This window comes from Deinococcus radiotolerans (assembly GCF_014647435.1).
In the GTDB taxonomy this organism is placed as follows: Bacteria; Deinococcota; Deinococci; order Deinococcales; family Deinococcaceae; genus Deinococcus; species Deinococcus radiotolerans.
Genome location: NZ_BMPE01000017.1, coordinates 41,291 through 59,677 on the forward strand (window position 1 = coordinate 41,291; position 18,387 = coordinate 59,677).

Annotated in this window: 14 protein-coding genes and 1 pseudogene; 5 read left to right on the forward strand and 10 right to left on the reverse strand. The window is 65.5% G+C overall.

The genetic code is table 11. The annotated features are described in order from the left end of the window. Positions 1 to 144: 144 nt before the first annotated feature. Positions 145 to 822 (reverse strand): hypothetical protein, encoded by a 678-nt coding sequence (locus tag IEY63_RS17890; protein ID WP_189070354.1) that lies wholly within the window; start codon positions 820 to 822, stop codon positions 145 to 147. Between the two features lie 429 nt (positions 823 to 1,251). Between IEY63_RS17890 and IEY63_RS17895 the strand changes: the two genes are divergently transcribed. The 3 genes from IEY63_RS17895 to IEY63_RS17905 all read left to right on the forward strand — a co-directional run bounded on the left by IEY63_RS17895 (position 1,252) and on the right by IEY63_RS17905 (position 5,699). Further along, a complete protein-coding gene (locus IEY63_RS17895; protein ID WP_189070355.1) occupies positions 1,252 to 2,067 on the forward strand; it encodes a GNAT family N-acetyltransferase in 816 nt (271 codons plus the stop codon). Between the two features lie 538 nt (positions 2,068 to 2,605). Next, entirely contained in the window at positions 2,606 to 5,005 is a 2,400-nt protein-coding gene (locus tag IEY63_RS17900) for an EAL domain-containing protein (RefSeq protein WP_229784800.1), read from the forward strand. A 409-nt stretch (positions 5,006 to 5,414) separates the two neighbouring features. After that, the gene (locus IEY63_RS17905; RefSeq protein WP_189070356.1) at positions 5,415 to 5,699 is read left to right on the forward strand and encodes a KGG domain-containing protein; all 285 of its coding nucleotides are present in this window, start codon (positions 5,415 to 5,417) and stop codon (positions 5,697 to 5,699) included. Positions 5,700 to 6,007: 308 nt separating this feature from the next. Here the strand turns inward: IEY63_RS17905 and IEY63_RS17910 are convergent, their stop codons facing one another. Both IEY63_RS17910 and IEY63_RS17915 read right to left on the reverse strand, forming a co-directional pair. Further along, positions 6,008 to 7,855 (reverse strand): glycoside hydrolase family 2 protein, encoded by a 1,848-nt coding sequence (locus IEY63_RS17910; protein WP_189070357.1) that lies wholly within the window; start codon positions 7,853 to 7,855, stop codon positions 6,008 to 6,010. Positions 7,856 to 8,591: 736 nt separating this feature from the next. Next, a complete protein-coding gene (locus tag IEY63_RS17915) occupies positions 8,592 to 8,822 on the reverse strand; it encodes a hypothetical protein (RefSeq protein ID WP_189070358.1) in 231 nt (76 codons plus the stop codon). Between the two features lie 66 nt (positions 8,823 to 8,888). Between IEY63_RS17915 and IEY63_RS17920 the strand changes: the two are divergent. Continuing rightward, positions 8,889 to 9,086, forward strand: a pseudogene (locus IEY63_RS17920) (pre-peptidase C-terminal domain-containing protein); the annotation flags it as partial. A 712-nt stretch (positions 9,087 to 9,798) separates the two neighbouring features. After that, positions 9,799 to 10,047, forward strand: coding sequence for a KGG domain-containing protein (locus IEY63_RS17925; protein WP_268239677.1), 249 nt, complete (start codon positions 9,799 to 9,801; stop codon positions 10,045 to 10,047). A 741-nt stretch (positions 10,048 to 10,788) separates the two neighbouring features. On the opposite strand, the gene IEY63_RS17930 is transcribed toward IEY63_RS17925, so the two are convergent. From IEY63_RS17930 to yidD, 7 genes are all read right to left on the reverse strand, one after another. Beyond that, the gene (locus IEY63_RS17930; protein WP_189070359.1) at positions 10,789 to 11,682 is read right to left on the reverse strand and encodes a type II toxin-antitoxin system HicA family toxin; all 894 of its coding nucleotides are present in this window, start codon (positions 11,680 to 11,682) and stop codon (positions 10,789 to 10,791) included. A gap of 103 nt (positions 11,683 to 11,785) precedes the next feature. After that, complete coding sequence (locus tag IEY63_RS17935) at positions 11,786 to 12,556, reverse strand: MetQ/NlpA family ABC transporter substrate-binding protein (protein WP_189070360.1); 771 nt, start codon at positions 12,554 to 12,556, stop codon at positions 11,786 to 11,788. 118 nt (positions 12,557 to 12,674) lie between these two features. Then, positions 12,675 to 13,331: a methionine ABC transporter permease gene (locus tag IEY63_RS17940; protein WP_189070361.1), complete on the reverse strand. Its 657-nt coding sequence runs from the start codon at positions 13,329 to 13,331 to the stop codon at positions 12,675 to 12,677. After that, on the reverse strand, positions 13,328 to 14,266 hold the full coding sequence (locus tag IEY63_RS17945) for a methionine ABC transporter ATP-binding protein (protein WP_189070362.1): 939 nt from the start codon (positions 14,264 to 14,266) through the stop codon (positions 13,328 to 13,330). The genes IEY63_RS17940 and IEY63_RS17945 overlap by 4 nt, the downstream gene beginning before the upstream one ends. 691 nt (positions 14,267 to 14,957) lie before the next feature. After that, positions 14,958 to 16,121: a PAS domain-containing sensor histidine kinase gene (locus tag IEY63_RS17950; RefSeq protein WP_189070363.1), complete on the reverse strand. Its 1,164-nt coding sequence runs from the start codon at positions 16,119 to 16,121 to the stop codon at positions 14,958 to 14,960. Positions 16,122 to 16,533: 412 nt separating this feature from the next. Then, on the reverse strand, positions 16,534 to 16,935 hold the full coding sequence (locus IEY63_RS17955; protein ID WP_189070364.1) for a hypothetical protein: 402 nt from the start codon (positions 16,933 to 16,935) through the stop codon (positions 16,534 to 16,536). A 724-nt stretch (positions 16,936 to 17,659) separates the two neighbouring features. Next, positions 17,660 to 17,956, reverse strand: a complete 297-nt coding sequence (gene yidD, locus IEY63_RS17960; protein WP_189070365.1) for a membrane protein insertion efficiency factor YidD — start codon at positions 17,954 to 17,956, stop codon at positions 17,660 to 17,662. Positions 17,957 to 18,387 lie beyond the last annotated feature (431 nt).

An 18,387-nucleotide genomic window follows, 5' to 3' on the forward strand; every position in this document is an offset into this window, starting at 1 on the left:
TCTGCCGATGGGTGGGTGATCTCACCACCGTGCCAACACTTAGACCATGTGCCCGGGAGGGCCTTCTCCCTGCGCCTCTGTCCGGCGGTGGCTGAGAGTCAAGCAGGGCTGAGCCGCCTCAGGGCTGTACCTGATCCCTGACCATCAGAACACGGCAGCGGGCAGCGTCTGCGGTGAGGTCAGCGTGTAATCCCGCACGGTGCCGTCGGTGTTCACGCTGTTGATGGTCTGCACCACCGCGTTCCAGCCGGGCTTCAGGTTCAGGTTGGCCTTGATGACGTACGTGGGGCAGGCCAGCGTTCCGGTGACAGTGAAGGCCGTAGAGGCGTAAAAACGCTGGATGAAGTAATCGCCCGCTTTCGTGGTTCCGGTGAAGCCGGGGTTGTTCTGCACGAGTCCTCGGGTGATCACGGTGTTGGTGGTCGCGTTGTCCAGCAGGTAGTACTTGAAGCCGTAGTGCGTTGCGGACGCGACGCTCTGCGTGAAGAAGCCCGTGCAGCCTTCCCGGGGTGTCGTCTGGAACCGCACCATGTACGGGGCGACCTGCGCGCCGGTGGGGAGGGACAGCGTGAAGCGGCCCTGACCGTCAACAGCGGCCGTACTCAGGGTGACAGCGTCTGCGACGTCAGCCGTGGGGTAGGCGACCACGCTGATGCGCCCCTGGGTGCCGGCGCTCCAACCGACGATCTGATCCGTGATGACGTTGGCGGTCACGGCCGGGTCAGGGGTGGCCGGCGGGTCGACCTGCACCTGCGTCCCGCCCGTACAGGCCGCCAGCAGGAGGGGAAGAGTCACGACAGCGGCGCAGAGAGAAGATTTCACGCATGTCAGCATAGGGGCACTCTGCCAGAGGCGCCTGCTGGATGTGACCGGGCCCAGACCACGCCCCCAGAGGGGGGAACGCCGTCTGGCATCAGTGCCCAGAACCACGGACGCTCCAGCTTCGAGTCGTCCGTGGGCCTGATCAGGCTCGTGACGTGCTGATCAAGGAGGCGGCCAGCCAGTGGACGGAAACTGACCTCCACACGGAACGGCCCTCCCAACGCATGACCTGCGGCCTCACCCTGGTCAACTTCGTTCACGGCCGATCACGCGGTCCTGTACGCTGGGCGCATCCTGCTCAACCTCGGAGGTTCCCATGAAACAGACAGATCGCGCCGCTTCCCCTGTGCCGTTCATTCCCGTCACCTGGAACCGTTCCTGAAGCAGCTGAGCGCCAGCCGGGTGACCTGCTCCTGAGGTCACACTTTCATGACATACATCACCGAATCACCCACGCTGGACACCCTGCCCGACATTTACGCCCTTCATGCTGACCTGGCCGAGCGAAACCGCCTGTTGTCCGTTCTACGTGAGAACCTGGCTGCGGGCCGCAATCGCCTGGAGAATCTGCTGATCCTCCGCTCGGACCGTGGCATCGAGGGCACCGCCTTGGTATCTCCCGCGGTGCAGGTGCCCTATTTCCCTCGCCTGCGCCCGGATGTCACCGAAGAGGCCATGACCCTCCTGGCGCGCACCCTGCGGGACCGGGCCGAGTCGGAGCGGCGGCTGATCCTGCAAAACGACCTCGCGCCGCTGCACCGTGAGGCGGTCGAAGCGGCCGGCTGGCAGTACAGCAGCACGGAAGTCGCGTACGACACGGACCTGACCGCCCGGACGTACGCGCTCGACCCACGCGCGCAGGAGGGCGACGAATCAATGTTGCTTCGGCCCGACGTGCAGGCTCTCATTCACGCGCTCGGAAGCCAGCTCCAGCAGTTCAGCGGCGGATTCCGCGACGGGTGGACGGTGGTGGCCCTGCCCGGTGATGAGGTCGGGGAGCCCCTCCTGGCGCTCGGCGCGTACGGTCCAGCCAAACCAGGGTACGGGGGCGTGGACATGATCGGCGTCCACCCGCAGGCGCGCGGTCAGGGCCTCGGCACGCGGCTGAACGCCCACCTGCTGGCGCGCCTTGCGGAACGGTTCACCCAGCATGGCGGGCTGACCTCGGCGGACAATCACGCGATGCGCCGAATTCTCCAGAAGAATGGGAGCCGCCACACCGCCACCCAGATGTACTTCCAGTAGAACGCCCAATTGGAGAGGCAGGCTGAATCCTGGCCCTGACGGCGGATGGACGCGCGCCGAATGGGCCATCCGACCAGAGGCCAGAGGCCGGACTGGGGACGCTCGGTGGAGGGGCGCCCCCTGCCGGGCGTCTCCTGAGTGGTGATTGTGCGTCGGCGGCGTACCGCCTGGGCTGGCCGTCAGGCGGACCCGCGATGAGAACGGCGCTCTGGCCGCCGATTCATGACCGGACCGAATAGCCTTCAGATTGAAACTGTGAATTTGTCGGAAGACCGGGTGGCTTCTGTGCCGGGAGTCAGTTCATGCTGCGCCGCCCGGCTCATCCTGGCCTGTTGGGAAGAGCCGGTAGACGCCTAAGGATTCAGCGGCCCACACGTTGCAACATTCTCCTGGACCTGCTCAGCTAATGAACGGCGTGGTCAGCTCCGAGGTCCAGGATCGTCCTGATGTTCTGTCACGCGACTCCAGGCTGGTCACGCCTATGTTGAAGTTGATGGCATAAAGACGACCGTAAGACGAGCAGCTTTACTGTAAGCGTGTGACCTCGGCTGCTTCCTCTGACCTTCAGCCGAATGACGCGCGGCTCCGTGAGCTTCTGGCTGTGGCCGATCCGATGGTCGTGTCGGACGCGGTGCAGGCCGAGTCACTCCTGCGTGAAGCCTACGCTCTGGCCCTGCACGTGGGTGACGTACGCTCGCAGGCGCTCGCCCTGACACTGCTGGGCGCCACGTTCTATTTCCGCTCGCAGTACCACCAGGCTCTGGCCGTGCTGACCCAGGCGCAGGAAGCGGCGGACCTCGCGCAGGACAGCGCTCTCCAGTCGCGGGTGGCGAACAACATGGGCATCTGCGCCGTGGCGCTGGGCCGGTACGCGGACGGTATCCACTGGTACCAGCGCAGCCTGGACGTCGCGCAGGCGCATGGGGATGATGCGGGCCGGGCCCGCACGCTGAGCAACGTGGGCCTCATTCACGTGGAACTGGGCGACTACGAGCTTGCACTCGAAATCTTCGAGCAGGTCATGAGCCTGACGCATTCCGCTGAGGAGCGCCACTCTCCGAGCATGTCCTCCAACGCCATCAACATGGTGTACTCGTACTACCACGTGGGCAAACCGCAGGAGGCGCTCTCACTGGCGCTGGAGCACCTGCCGGTGGTGCAGGCCCTGGGCATCCGGCAGCATGAGGTGGTGCTGCGCGCCTGGATGGTGCCCTGCCTGGTCGCGACCGGTCAGACGGCCGAAGCGGCGCGGCAGGCCGAGGCCCTGCTGCCCCTCGCGGAGCAGGTGAACGATCACGAGCAGCTCGCCAACGTCCGGATGTTCTATGGACAGGCGCTGGCTCAGATGGGGCAGCTGGACGCCGCGTACGAGCAGCTGCAACTGGCGCTCGGGGAGGCCCGCCGCCACGAGATCCGCACGCCTGAACGCCTGGCGCTGCTGCACCTCAGTCGCGTGCACGCCGACCGGGGCGAGTGGCAGCAGGCGTACGAAACACTCCAGTCGCACGAGGAACTCAGCCGGTCCCTGCAGGCGCAGACGGTCGAGCGCAAAGCGAAGGTGCTGAGCGCGCAGATGCAACTTGAAATTCTGCGCCGTGAAGCAGAAGTGGAGCGCCGCCGCAACACCGAGCTGACGCAGGCCAACGTGGCCTTGCAGGCCGCTCAGGACACGCTGCAGTACCGCGCGACACACGACGCCCTGACCGGCCTGGTCAACCGGGCGCACTTCCAGGCGGAGGTGGCGCAGGCGCTGGATGCGGAGGAGTCCACCCGGTTCGGGATTCTGTTTCTCGATCTGGACCGCTTCAAGGAAGTCAACGATACGCTGGGCCACGACGTCGGGGATGAACTACTCCAGGCTGTCGCCCGGCGCCTGACGCAGTCGGTCCGCGCCGGTGACCTGGTGGCGCGCATGGGCGGCGACGAGTTCACGGTGATCCTCCGGAACCTGCGCAGCGATCAGGACATCGACCGTGTCGCCCAGAAAATTCTCAACCAGTTGGTTCAGCCCGTTCAGGTCAAGGGCCACACCCTGCACGTGACGGCCTCCATCGGTGCCGCCGTCGCCCCGCGCGACGGGCAGGACGTCACCACCCTCCAGCGGCACGCCGACATCGCCATGTACCGCGCCAAGCAGGCAGGCAAGAACGGCGTGCGCCTCTACCACCCGGCCATGGGTGAGGCCGCGGCTGAACGCGTGGACCTGGAACGCGACCTCCGGCAGGCTCTGGACGGCCAGCAGTTCACCCTGTATTACCAGGGCCAGTTTGATGGCGCCACCGGCGCGCTTCAGGGTTTTGAGGCGCTGGTCCGCTGGCAGCATGCCACCCAGGGCCTGCTTCTGCCGGGCAAGTTCATCGGCATGGCTGAGGAGACGCAGCTGATTCTGCCGCTCGGCGCGTGGGTGCTGCAGGAAGCCTGCCGGCAGGCCGCCGCGTGGCACGCCGTTACTCCGGGGCTGACCATCAGCGTGAACGTCAGCGCGGTGCAATTCGAGCATCCGGGCTTCAGCGCAGCCGTGCGTGAGGCCCTGGAACGCTCTGGCCTCCCACCCGGGTGCCTGATTCTGGAACTGACGGAAAGTGCCGTGCTGCGCGATCCGGCGGCGGCGGCGGCGCAGCTGACGCACCTTAAGCGCCTTGGCGTCCGCGTGGCGCTGGATGATTTCGGAACGGGGCAGAGCAGCCTCAGCCTGCTCCACAGCCTGCCCATCGACGAGCTGAAGATTGACCGGTCTTTCGTTCAGTCCGCGAACCGCGTGCTGCTGGAAGTCATGCTGCACCTCGCGCAGGGCCTGAACCTGCGGGTGGTTGCCGAAGGCGTGGAAACTGCGGATCAGCAGGCGCTGCTGCGGACGCTGGGTTGCGACAGCCTGCAGGGGTACCTCCTGGCGCGTCCAGGGCCAGCGGAGGACGCGCGGTCCCTGCTGACCCTGTAGTAGTGCGGGGCGTGCGGGGCGACGTCTTGAAGGCGCAGGGCATAACCGACTGGATCGTAACGGGCCCATAAGCTCCGAACCGATTCGGGGCCCGTCAGGTCTGGTGGCCTGGGTGAGCAACATCGCTGTGCCGGAGACGGCCGCCCGTCCGCGTTGCACGACGGCCCGTGACCGCTTCAGGTGACCTTCACCCAATTCGAGCATCGTTCCTCACCGGTGCGTGGGCGCTCGTCACGGCGTTGACACGCCCCACTTCGGCGCGCGCGGCAGAGTGGAACGGTTCCGCCAGCGCGGCGGACACGTTGACAGGGGACGCACCCGAGGAGGGACTGAAATCCCGCAAGGCAACAATGGAAACGGTGGAAACTACGGGAACGGAAGCGGCAATGAGGGTCGCGGGTTCGCTGGTATGGACCCGGAACGTCAGCGCGAAATCGCTTCGGAAGGCGGCCGGGCCGCCCAGGAGAGCGGGAGCGCCCACCAGCTCACGCAGGAAGAAGCCAGCGAAGGCGGCCGCGCCGCACACGAAAGTGGGAACGCCCACGAGTTCACCAGTGAAGAAGCCCGCGAGGCAGGCCGGAAGGGGGGCGAGGCGTCCCACAGCGGAGGCAACCAGGGCGGCAGCGGGAGCCAACGTGGAGGCTCTAGTGAGCAGCACGCCGAAGCAGGGCGTCAGAGTCACAAGAACGACTAAGCAGTAGAGCGCGCGCCGGAGCAGTCAGCCCGGAGGGACGGGAGCACGGCGCGCGGTGAAGGGAGGCGTCCACCTTCTGAAAAACGGGCGCGCGAGCGGGTAAGACGAGGACCAGACGCCGGTGCAAGTCCGGACACCCGCACCCCAAGGGGCGTCAGGAAGGCGCCCCGTTTTCGGTCAGCAGGACCATGGAGGCAGCGCCGCGCTTTAAGGCAGCTCAAGCGGCGCTGCGATTCAGGCCAACCGGCGTGCCCTCTGCGGCCAGGCCATTGAGGATCCAGTTGTCGTGCTGCAGGTCACGTCTGTGATCAGTCCGGTTTCTCCTCCGTGAGGTCTACCCGGGTGGACCACTGAAGTGGCGTGCTGAACGGGTTGAGCAGCGGGTCCACCGTCATCTCCCGCGCCGTGCGGTTCCCCTGCGTGCTGCTGGCCAGGCGGGCCAGATCCGCTTTGGGTGTCCGGTCCTCGTACAGCAGGCCATTCTTCTCCTGGAACGTATCGGTCAGTTGCGTGTAGCAGAAACCGGACAGGCCGTGACAGTCGTAGATGGCGGCCATCAGGTCCGCGTAGTCGTTCTGAAAGTCCTGCTCGCTGCGGGACTGACTGTAGCCCCAGCCGACCTGCTGGTCCGGAATGTACGCAATCCCGCCGAACTCGGACAGCATGACCGGCTGCTCGGCCGGCTGGAACCCACTCAGCGTCAGGAACCGGTCCGCGGGCTGCTGAAGGGACAGGGTGGCGCGGGTCATGTCCAGGCTGCCGTACCTCTGCCGGAGGGCGGCCGTGTCGTACGCGTAATCATGAATGGTCAGGATGTCGGTGGCCACGTGCTCCCACCCGTCATTCCCGATCACGGGCCGCGACGGGTCCAGCGTCTTCGTCAGGGCGTACAGCGCCCGCACGTAGTCCCGGTGCGAGGGATTGGTGGGCAGGTCCGGCACGCCCCAGGACTCGTTCAGCGGCACCCACGCCACAATGCACGGGTGGGACCGGTCGCGGGCCACGACCTCCTGCCACTCCCGGGTGAGGCGCTCAACGGCCTGCGGCGTGAACCGGTAGGCGCTGGGCATCTCCTCCCACACGAGCACGCCCATCACGTCGCACCAGTACAGCCAGCGCGGCTGCTCGATCTTCTGGTGCTTGCGCACCCCGTTGAAGCCGAGCTGACGCGTGAGTTCCACGTCGCGCCGCAACTCCGCGTCGGTGGCGGTCATCAGGCCCTCAGGCCAGTAGCCCTGATCCAGCACCATCTTCAGGTAGTACGGGCGGCCGTTGAGCAGGAACCGGTTCCCGGCCACCTGGACGGACCGGAGCGCGGCGTAACTGTAGACCCGGTCCACGACCTCCGTGTCCCGCATCAGTTCCAGGCAGGCGTTCAGCAGCTGAGGATGCCGGGGACTCCAGAGGAGCTCGTTGCGGAAGTCATCAATGCCAGGATCGGACAGCGCAATCTGCCGGTGCACTTCCAGGCTGTGCAGGGCGTACCGGTCATCGACCAGCAGCGCCTCATCCCGCCACAGCCGCACGCGCAGGGCCAGGCCGGGCGTGACCGCCCCTTCCAGGTGCAGGTGAAGGCCCAGCTGCCACTGGTCCATGTCACTGGACCACGTCAGCAGGCCAATGGAGGTGTCCGGCACGGCCTCCAGCCACACGGTCTGCCAGATGCCGGTGGTCCGGGGGTACCAGATGGAATGCGGTTCACGCTGCCAGTCCTGCTTCCCACGGGGCTTGGCCAGGTCATGCGGATTGTCCTGCGCGCGCACGACCACCTCGACCGTTTCACTCCTGGTGGCGTGACGGGTAATGTCCGCTGTGAACGGCGTGTGGCCCCCTTCGTGCGTCGCGACGAGGTGACCATCCACCCAGACGGTCGCCCGGTAGTCCACAGCTCCGAAGTGCAGCAGCAGCCGTCCCTGGCGTTCCTCGGGTGTGAGGTCAATGCGTCGGGAGTACCAGACGGCCGCGTGGAACTGCTGATCGTGAATGCCGCTACGTGGACTTTCCGGGGCGTACGGCACCCGGATCTCACGGTCGAACGCGACCTCATCTGGATGCTCCCAGGCGTCCGCGTCATCAAAGGAGAAGCGCCAGGGACCGCTGAGGTCGCGCCAGTTGTCGCGTTCCAGAAGTGGGGTGGGATGGCTGCTGTGACGCACACGACCTCCAGGGTAGGACCGGGGGAGGGGCCGCACGTGCGGCGTGGGTGTGTTGAGGACGCGCGGGGGCTGTACCGGCGTGCGCCTGCTGTCTCTGCACGCGCGCCTCTGAACTGACCGTGAGGTGCGGTGGGCCGCGTGGGTCAAGGGAAGCACGTGTCACCGGAGGTGAGTGGGCCACTGGTCAATCCGGCCGTTTGGCTCAGTGGTTGGCCGAGGGACGTAACGCGTCCTCGGGACTGACGTTCAACTCTAGATCAGATGGGTTGTGGTGACGTTGGGTGAGGGTTCACGCGCTTCCACTACCACCGGAGCTTTACCTCAAATGAACTTCATCTGACCCGGTCCACGCTGAGTGTCCGGTCAAGCGGCACACTTGAATGAGCCCCGAATCCACCCCCACCGGTGGTTTCACGGGGGACCGGGGCAGAACTGCGGCGCAGGGAGCCTGACGTCCGGCGGACAGGAGAGGGGAGACGACGTCTGACCCTGTCCAAGCTGAAGAGGATGGGCTGGGAGCTTCTTCTGCCTGAGCTGGGAAGGGGCCGCAGCGTGACCTGCGGGCGACGACTGCGTCAGGGGCGTGCCGTGGGGGTAAAGATTGGCTGGGAACACAACCAATCCAGACCTGACGCTGACCGCGCTGAGCCTGGCGCACGGGGCTGGTCCCCAAAAGGGTGAAATGGGCAGGTCCCCGGCGCTGGTCACAGCCGGGGCCTGTCTGGGTGCGTTCTGCTTATCTGGGCCGCAGTTCCAGGAAGTATTTGTTCTGCGCGCTGTTGCTGACCGTGCCGGTGTACGGGGCCTCGCCGCCTGTGGGGTTCAGGTGTGAGTAGGCGCCGACCTGCAGATAGTACGTGCCGGTGCTGGGCAGCGTCATGGACAGGATGTTGGTGGTGATATTGGGCTTGAGGGGTTTTCCGAGGGTGTCTTTGAGGGTCACGCCGGCCGCGTCCCGGATGTACACGGTGCCCCACAGGGCGCCCAGGGGTTCATTGTCGTGCAGGACAATGTCGAGTTTCTGTCCGAGGCCACCCTCAGTGGCCCCAGCGGGACGGACTTCGACCTGTACCTGCAGAAGTACAACGGCAGCACGTGGGCGGACGTCGCCGCCAGCGAGAATGGCACCAGCAGTGAAAGCATCAACTACGCGGCAGCGAGTGGCACGTACCGCTGGGAGGTCTACGCTTACAGCGGCAGCGGCTCTTACACACTCACCGAAACCCGGTAGTCCCAATCCCAATGGATTCGTAAGGGGTGACCAACAGGTCGGGCACCTTGATGGACTCCAGCTCATCTGGCGCAGCAGGCTGATCAAAGAGTCTGCTGCCCTGTTTCATGACAGCCAGGCAGGAGAATGGCCACCTAATGTCGCACTTCACGGCAGTCACGTGAACGGTGAGCAGGGAGTCAGTTCCTGCTCAGTGGTTCTGCACTGCTCTCCCAACCAGGACCGACCGCCTGCGGGTAAGACTTCCGCGTGGAAGGAGGTCTACCCTGAGTGCAGGATCATCGCGCTGGGCACGTCGAGGAATCAGATCCCAGTGAACAACTGAGAGGCCAGTGCGGGTCCTGGCGTGAAGACAAGCGCGATGTTCAGGTGAGGCCGAACATTCGGTTGAGATGGTCGCAACTGGCAGACTGCTGAGCTCTGGCGTCACCACGCTGGCCTCGGCTGTTCGTCTGCCTGACACGGCTCGAGAAACCGAACGGGCTGCCTAGCGAGTTTCAGCCTTCCAAATGGGACGTTTGAAGCTCGACAGCATAAGACCTGAACAGATGTACACCTGAGAAGTGAATACACGTTCATGGAATTCTTAGAGAGCCCCTGATTCACCGCTCACCTCTCATCATGACTTTGACACGCAACAGCCTCCACCAGCCGACAGAGTGAACCTGTTGCGACCCAAAGGCGCACAAACCATCTGCAAGGAGGTGCCTGCGTGACCAAAGAAAAGGATGGAAATCACCAGAGGAGCGAGCGGGGTTTTGCGGGCATGGATCCAGCACGTCGACGAGAGATTGCTTCCCAGGGTGGCCGGGCTGCACATGCCAGCGGCCACGCCCACCAGTTCACGAGTGAAGAGGCCCGCGAAGCAGGCCGGAAGGGAGGACGCGCACCCCGCAAGACAGGAACGGCTGCCTCACGGACGACGGAGGCACAGCAGCAAGGCCACCGAGCTGGAGACTAAAGTAGACCGGCCATCGGTGCACCTGAGATGCCCTGTGCTCCCAGTCAACAGGTCCACTGGCGCTGTCAGCACAAAGATGGGCTTCAAGTCCGGCCTCCGGGTGGCTGTTCAGGGCAGGTCAGGAGATTGAGCTTCTTCAGACTGGCGGCGCTCGCCGCACAGTGAAGAAATTTGGGGTAGTGCTGCGCGTAAGTCTGCCTCGGGCAGGCTGTCCGTTATGGGCACCAGAACCACCAGCAGGTCCACACGCTCAAGACATGCACAGCCGTTCCATGACCGCCGCGCTGGTCGGAGTGCTGGTGGCGCCACACGCTAGTCCTGGCGTTTGGCGGGCCCGTTAGGCCAGCCTACAGGCGTGCCTTGACGTTCTGGGTGGTCTCAGGGACCTGGACGGGCGCACACTCATCCCATCCAGCGTGCGCGTGCATGACGGGGCAATCACCGCGCAGATTCTGGCCGTCCACTCGTCATGGGCTGGATTCAACCAGGGCGAGCGCGTCATGCTGTCGTGCACGGTGCGGGGTTCGCAGGTGCGGGTTCACGCTGACAGGCGCTGACATGGTCCCCCAGGAGTGGACGCGGTGAGGTGCACTGACTGGAGCGGTACCGCCCGCTGTCAGAGCCGCAATTTCACACTGCGCAGTGGCTGAGGCCAGAGACTTAATTAAAGTGAAACTGCCCGTCAGTCCTGGTCAACGGCTCCGCAAATGTGTGTCAGAACGTCACGCGCTGGGAGGACTGTCAGCGGTGGCCGTTCAGGAGGCGCGCGGCGTAGGTCGTGCGGCCTGGCCCCGCTGGGGTGTCCTGCCGCTCAATCAGGGAGAAGACGCCGGTCTCTGACTGCACGGTCAGAGGCAACGCGGCGGCGACCACTTCGGGAACGTCACGGAGTTCCAGTAGTAAGGACGTGTCGCCCTGCCAGGTGGTCGAAACGACGCTGTGGGGCGGGAGAATGACTGGTTCCTCAAAGGTGACGTTCACGGTGAGGTGCAGGGTGGTCGCCAGGCGCTGGAGGTCCGCCACGCTGTGTCCGGTATAGAAGGGATTGGCGAGCCGGGCAAGGTCGGCGTCTCCGAGGCCAGCGCGCCGGGCCACCTCGCGGTAGCTGAGCCGGCTGTGATCGATGGCCCGCGCGACCTGCAGGCTGACCGGGTTGAGGGGCGCAGGCGTCACGAACTGCACCTCCACGTCCCGGTCGTCGTAGGCGGCACGCACGGGGGGTGGGAGATCCTGGAAGCCCATGTAGACCGGGCGCGGCACGGGTGCGCCACTGGTCATCAGGTGCAGGGCCACGGCCTGCTCGAGCGTGGACGCCAGATCGGTTGCAGGGGTGTTGGCCAGGACCGTGAGATCCGGGATGAGGCCGGCGGCGCCGCTGGGCGTCTGGGTGATCAGCGCCAGGTACGTTGGGAAGGGCGCGCCTGGGCGAGTGGCGGGAACGTGGCCCTGCCGCCGCTCCTGCACGGCGGCGAGTTGTGCGGGGTCGCACACGTGCGACGGGTCTCCGGAAAGGGTGATGACGCTGCCGTCCGGGTGGCGCCAGTGCCGGTGGGACAGGCCGATCCTGGCCGCGTAGGTCCAACCTTGCGCGGCCAGGATCGCTTCAAGCTGCCTGATTTTGATGGGTTCGTTCACCGCCCCGCATGGTAGCAGCGGTACGCCAACCTTCAGTTCACTGCGCGACGTTTATGCGGACTGGGGGTGTGGCTGCGGGCCGCGCCGAGTGGCGACGCGGAGGTCAGAAGGCGGGAACGACGGCTCCCTTGTAGGTGTTCAGGATGAAGGTGCGGGTGGCGGGGCTGCGCAGCGCGGCCACGAGCTTCAGGTAGTCGGGGTTTTTCAGCATGGCGGGTTTGACGGCCAGCAGGTTCGCGTAGGGACTGCTGGCGCCTTCCAGCGTCAGGGCGTCTTTGAGTGGGTTGAGTCCGGCGTCCAGCGCGTAGTTGGTGTTGATGATGGCGGCGTCCACGTCCGCCAGCGTGCGGGGAAGCTGCGCGGCGTCCAGCTCGCGGAACTTCAGGCGTTTGACGTTGCTGTTGATGTCCAGGACGGTGGCTGTCGTGCCCGCGCCTGCCTTGAGGCGGATCAGACCGGCGCGTTCCAGTAGTTTCAGGGCGCGGCCACTGTTGCTGGGGTCGTTTGGGATGGCGATGGTCGCGCCCGTCTTCAGCTCCCGCAGGGTCTTCACGCGGCGGGAGTACAGACCCATGGGTTCGACGTGCACGGTCGCGCCCGCCACGAGGCCCAGGGGGCGGTCTTTCTGGAACGCGCTCAGGTAGGGAGCGTGCTGGAAGAAATTCACGTCAATGCTGCCATCGGCGAGGGCCAGGTTTGGCTGCACGTAGTCGTTGAATTCGCGGATGATCAGCGTGACGCCCTGCCTGGCCAGGATCGGCTTGACGAAGTTGAGGATGTCCGCGTGAGGGACGGGGCTGGCACCAACCCGGAGGGTGCCGGCAGCAGCGGTCGTGGTGAGCAGCAGGGCGGACAGAAGCAGTGGGGTACGCATGGTCAGGTCTCCTTGAGGTAGGACCGAGGTTGGAAAGTCTGGGACACGCTCTTGCGGTCGCTCGGCGCGGCAGCGCCAGCAGCGAGCAGGAGCGGACGCCCAGGTGGGTGGCGGATGGTCAGCGGTGGTCGCTGCGGGCCGCGGCGCGGTCGCCCGCCCACTGCGTGCCCTGCACGAGCAGCAGGAGCGCGGCGACCGTGCTGAGCAGCACGGCCGTGTCGAAGCGCTGGTAGCCGTACCGGATGGCGAGGTCGCCCAGGCCGCCGCCGCCAATCGCGCCGGCCATGGCGCTGAAGCCGATGAGGCTGACGACCATTACCGTGAACGCGTGAATCAGGGCGGGCCGCGCCTCGGGAAGCAGGACCTTGAAGACGGTCTGGGCGGTGCTCGCGCCCATGGCACGCGCCGCGTCCACCACGCCGCTCGGGACGTCCTTCAGGGCGCCGTCCACCAGCCGGGCCACAAAAGGGATGGCCGCGACGGTCAGCGGGACGATGGCCGCGGTGGAACCAATGCTGGTGCCGGTCAACAGGCGGGTAAAGGGAATCAGGAGCACCAGCAGAATAATGAACGGCAGGCTGCGGCCGACGTTGACTGCCGCGTCAAGCAGGCGGAATAGTGGGCGCCGCGGGTGCAGGCCACCAGGCCGGGTCAGGGTGAGCAGCACCCCCAGGACCGTACCGAGTACCTGCGCGGCCAGTGCGGACGGCACGACCATCCACAGGGTGTCCAGCGTCCCCTGCCACAACAGGGGCCACAGGGCGTCCCCCGTCATGCCGGCACCGCCCCGGGCCACTGCGCGGATACCATTGCGGGCGCGGCGAGCCAGACGTCCACGCCCTGCGGATGCGGCTCGGCCTGCACAATGCGCGCACCCGCCCGGGCCAGGGTGGCCAATGTGCCCGCATTCAGGTCCGGCAGGGTCACGCGCCGCAGCGTCTCGCCGGCCAGGAGCGTCACCTGCGGCCGGTGAGCGTCCAGCAGCGCGCGGGTGGCGGCGTGCTGCGGGTCGCGCAGGACCTCGGCCGTCGCACCAGCCTCGACGAGCTGGCCGCCTTCCAGTACGGCCACGTGAGTGGTGACGGCCCGCACGACCTCCAACTGGTGCGTGACGATCACCAGCGTGAGGTCCCGCTCGCGCTGCAGATCCAGCAGGAGCGTCAGAATACCGGCGCTCGTTTCCGGATCGAGGGCGCTGGTGGCCTCGTCAGCCAGCAGCAGGTCCGGTTCGGTCACCAGCGCGCGCGCGATCCCGACCCGCTGCTTCTGCCCGCCGCTGAGCTGCGCGGGGTACCGGTCCGCGTACTCGCTCAGGCCCACGAGCCGCAGGTGCTCCTGGGCCAGGGCGTCACGGCGGGCGCGGGGCACACCGCGCAGCTCCAGCGGCAGGGTGACGTTGCGCAGCACCGTGCGCTGCGCGAGGAGATTGAACTGCTGGAACACCAGTCCGGTGCGCGCCTGATGACCGGCGCGCGTGGCCGGGCCAAGGACCTCACCGCGCACGCGAAGTTCGCCGGTGTCGGGCGTATCAAGGCCGCTGAGGAGGCGCACCAGGGTGCTCTTGCCAGCGCCACTGCGGCCAATGATGCCCATGCGGCTGCCGCGTGGGACGCGCAGCGTCAGGTTGTCCAGGGCCGGGCGAGGCTGGCGAGGGTAGGTTTTATAGACGTTCTGGAAGGCCAGGACGTCCGGAGTGTGCGGGTCAGGCACAGGTGACCTCCGGTCGGGATGGGCGGAGGGAACGGCCGTCCCCTTCCTGGGCTTTCGCTTGGGAAGGGGACGGCAATCGTGCGCTGAACCTGCAGTGAGGCACCCTTCCTTTACCCGTTCTGCGGCCCGAGATCATCGTTGGGGCGCGCAGGGCTGGAGAGCACCCGCCGTAATGAGGGCTGGTTGCTGCGGCGGTCCGGGGTCCAGTGACCTCACGCCGACTCTGGATAAAGGTGGCTTCCGTGAAGCCGGAGCAGACTCTAGATCAGCAGATCAATCTTGTCAACTAACGGGCATACGACGAGTCTCCTGAACGTGCATGCGTGCGTCTCACGCTACGGGCTGTGGCTCACCTGCCGGTCCGGGCAGAGCGGAGCGCGATCACCTCGCTAGGCCATGCAGCCGGACCCTTACTTCACCCAACCACTGTTCAGCGTGTCCACCCTGTGTCATGACCCGAGAAGGCTCTGAGATCAGCCGCTCCAGTAAAAAGTGGTGCCAGGATCAGCGAAGCAGCCGTGGAACCACGCAGTGCCGGTGCAGGCGCCCATGCGCAGGTGTGCAGCACGATTTCCGCTTGTGCCTCTTCAGATGGTCAGGGGCACACTTGAGTCCTGATCGCCCATACCCCTGGACTGGCCCCGACCGTGTCCGAGCCGCTCAAGCGGACCGACTGACTTTCCCGCTGCTACTACCCCTTCGGGAAGCGCAGGTAAAACGTGGCGCCGTCCCCGACGTGACTTTCCGCCCACACCTCACCGCCGTGCCGCTCAATGATGCGTTTCACGTTCATCAGGCCCAGGCCGATACCCTGAAATTCCTTCTCGTGGTGCAGCCGCTGAAAGGCCCCGAACAGCCGGTGGACGTAGCGTGAATCGAACCCCACCCCGTCATCCTGCACGAACACCACCCAGCTCCCCTCCTCCTCGCGCGCCCCGACCTCAATGCGGGCCATTGCCCGCCCCCCGGTGTACTTGATGGCGTTGCTCAGGAGATTCTCGAAAGCCAGCCGCAGCAGTTCCGCGTCGCCCTGAACCACGGGCAGGTCACCCGCCACCCAGTCAATCTCCCGACCCTGCGTTTCTGGCGTCAGGTTCGCCCAGGCGCGCAGCACCACCTGCGCCAGGTTGACTGGACGGATGTGGAGTGCGGTGTGCGACGCCCGTGACAGGCCCAGCAACTCGTCAATCATGCTGGCGAGCCTCGTGGCGGACGCGTCAAGGACGTCCAGAACCTGCTGGTCATCCGTGGTCAGGCGCTGAGCGGCCCGGCGCCGCAACACCTTCAGAAACCCCTGCAGGTGCCGGACCGGTGCCCGCAGGTCGTGCGACACCGCACCGATAAACGCGTCAAGTTCGCTGTTCTCGTGCCGCAGGTCGGCCGTCTGAGAGCGCACCCCTTGCGCTACTTCAGCGTCCAGGTCGTCAGAGCGGATCTCCATGAGTTTGCGTTCGGTGATGTTCTCGTGCAGCACCGTTGCGTACCGCTGCTGGCCGCTCAGGAAGGGCCGCACGTGCACGCAGTACCACCGTTGCTCCTGCGGACTGTGACACGGGTACTCCAGGGAGAAGTCCGGCACGTCACCAGCCAGCACCGCCCGCAGGCCCAGAGCGACGGGCGGACCCTCGTCCGAACAGGGCCCCTGCGCCTGCTCACAGGCGGCCAGGTAGTTGGCGCCCACCCCGCACGTCTGCGGGTCACCTGCATTGGCCTGCATGAACGACACCCACGCCCCGTTGACAGCCCGGATGATACCCTGCTCATCCACAATCGCCACCGTATCTGGCAGGGCGTCAAGGGCCGCCTGCACGGCCTGGGCGGGGAGATCAATGGTGGTGGGCGTCGGTCGGGTCATGGCGTCTCTGACTTCATTGCACCACAGTCAGGCGCACGGTACGTAGGAGGCATATTGGTCAAGCAGTTATGTGTGAGTGGTCGCACGCGTGCGCCCCGCAAACACAGCGCTAAGAGGCCACTCCCAGACCACCGCGTCGAGCCATTCGAGGTGTCGATGCTCTTTGTCGCACTCCTCTGGTCCCGTGTAAAGCACGACACCCCAGGTAGTAGGCGGCTCAACGCCTCCAATGCGTCCTCGTGACTTGAGGGCAGCAGGAATACTGCGCGCTCCATACTTCATATCCCGCTTCGACCCCACACCCAGTCAAGATATGGGCAGCAGTAACCTGCCAGTTGGTACGCTCGGGGGCAGTCGAAAATTCCAAGAGTGCAGTTCCCCAGGGTTTTGTTGCGGCGCCCGAGGGCTACATCTAGGGGGTGTGCTCATGGCTCTGTGTGTTCTGCCAGGTGGCATATTCCACCGCCATCTTTGGGTTGTGGAAGATTAACTCGCACCAGCCACGAGCCTGTCGCAGAAAGCCGGACATGCGAATTGACCCGCCCTCCATCTCAAACTCGCAGATGTCGCTGAGCTCGGCGGGAAGCTGGTCCACCGACACGTGGCCCTGGCCCTCCACCTCCGCTAATAGTGAGAGACCTGACCACTTGGAGAGTTCCAGGCGAACGCCTCCGAGCGTCACCCCTGGTTCAATGTAGGCCGCTTCCTCACCGACAACGAAGCGACGCTGGTGCTGATCTAGGACCATCACCAACACAGGATCATCGGGAGAAAACGTCAGTGTGGGGAAGTGCTTGGCATCAAGCCGGATCACGAGACCAAGATGCCATGCGCTTCGGGACCATGAGCACACGCCCTAGCCTCTTGAGGTTGACGCGCAGTGGCCGCCGCTGAGATGCACTCGAGCGGACATACATTTCCAGCCTTGCGCATAATAGACAAGAGCCGTTCATGGCGTTGCAATCAGTTGCGAGTTGCCCTTGGTCAACAGTAGGAACACGCAGGAGGGCACCTCAGCCTTCCAGAAAGGAGCCAATGTATGACCGATCCGAAGAACAGCGCTTCTGAACCGTCTGAGACTAAGACCTCTGCCCCCCCCGCCGACACTGAGGGAACCACACCCACATCTGAACCCAAGCAGTCCGGTGCAGCCGAGCAGCAGGAGGAGGGAACACACGGTCGTCCTACAGATGATTCGGACCCCGGCCACAGTTAAAAGCAGGCTGTACCAACTGTGCGGTAGACCCGGGCCCCCCCAATCCTTTATGCCAGGAGGAGGCTTCCCGGGCCGCCGCTCTTACCTGTAGGCGGATTCGTCAAGAAGGCGTCTGAGATTCCGGGGGCGCGGTCGCGCCTGCGTTTCACGCGACCGATTCCAGGACCTTCAATCCTATGGGGCGACCCGGGCGGTCACGACGTCGTGGGGGCGACGTAAGGCCTTCTGGCGTGTCCACCGCCCACCGTGTGCTCCTGAGTTGGCCACGGCGTCCGACTGGTGCCGAGTCTGGTCTGACGACCCCTGAGAACGACCGCACGGTCTAGCCACACCGGAACGGAATGGGGACGGGGCCACAGCAACAGACGCCCTGCACCTGACCTCCAGCCGCCCGGGCCGCCGACAGGTGCCCGTACGCCTGCTGGCAGGTCTGGAACCTGGCGGTGATCGCGGCGCGTCCGCCGGTCAGCCCCTGCTCACGGATGATGCGCTGGACGGCGGCTGAACACGACTCTCCTCCGAACAGGGCGGCGTGCGCGCACCGGAAGCCCTTGAGAGGAGAGAGCCAGCGCTGGTACACGTCAATGGAGCTCAGGGCGAGGGTGGATAAGGTGGTCATACCTGACGCTAGGGTGGTCCGTGCCGGTCCGTGTCTGACCTTGATGAAGACCGCGGCGCATGAATCAGTCCTCCTGGCCCACTGGCGTGAGGGCCATTCCCCATTGCATCCGCACAGGTCCAGTCTTGAATGGCCCCTCTGCGGCCTTCCGCAGAAACCTTTTTTGCCGCGGTCACCCGGCATCCGGCGGCCAGTGGCCTGTTCCTGAAGTCCGCTTGCGTGACCGTGGCGATAAGGACCCGCTCGTGGCGAGGGTCTCCGGTCGCGCCGGTAAGCACAGCTTAGAGCGTTTGTTAAAACAGGTGGTCCGGGGCGCGCAGCAGGTCAAGACTGTGGTTCTTCATTCACGCTCCCCGCATTCCATTGGAGGGGTAGTGCTCCAGAGATGACTTCCAGAATCTGACCCTTTCGAAGAGAGGGACGAGCACACT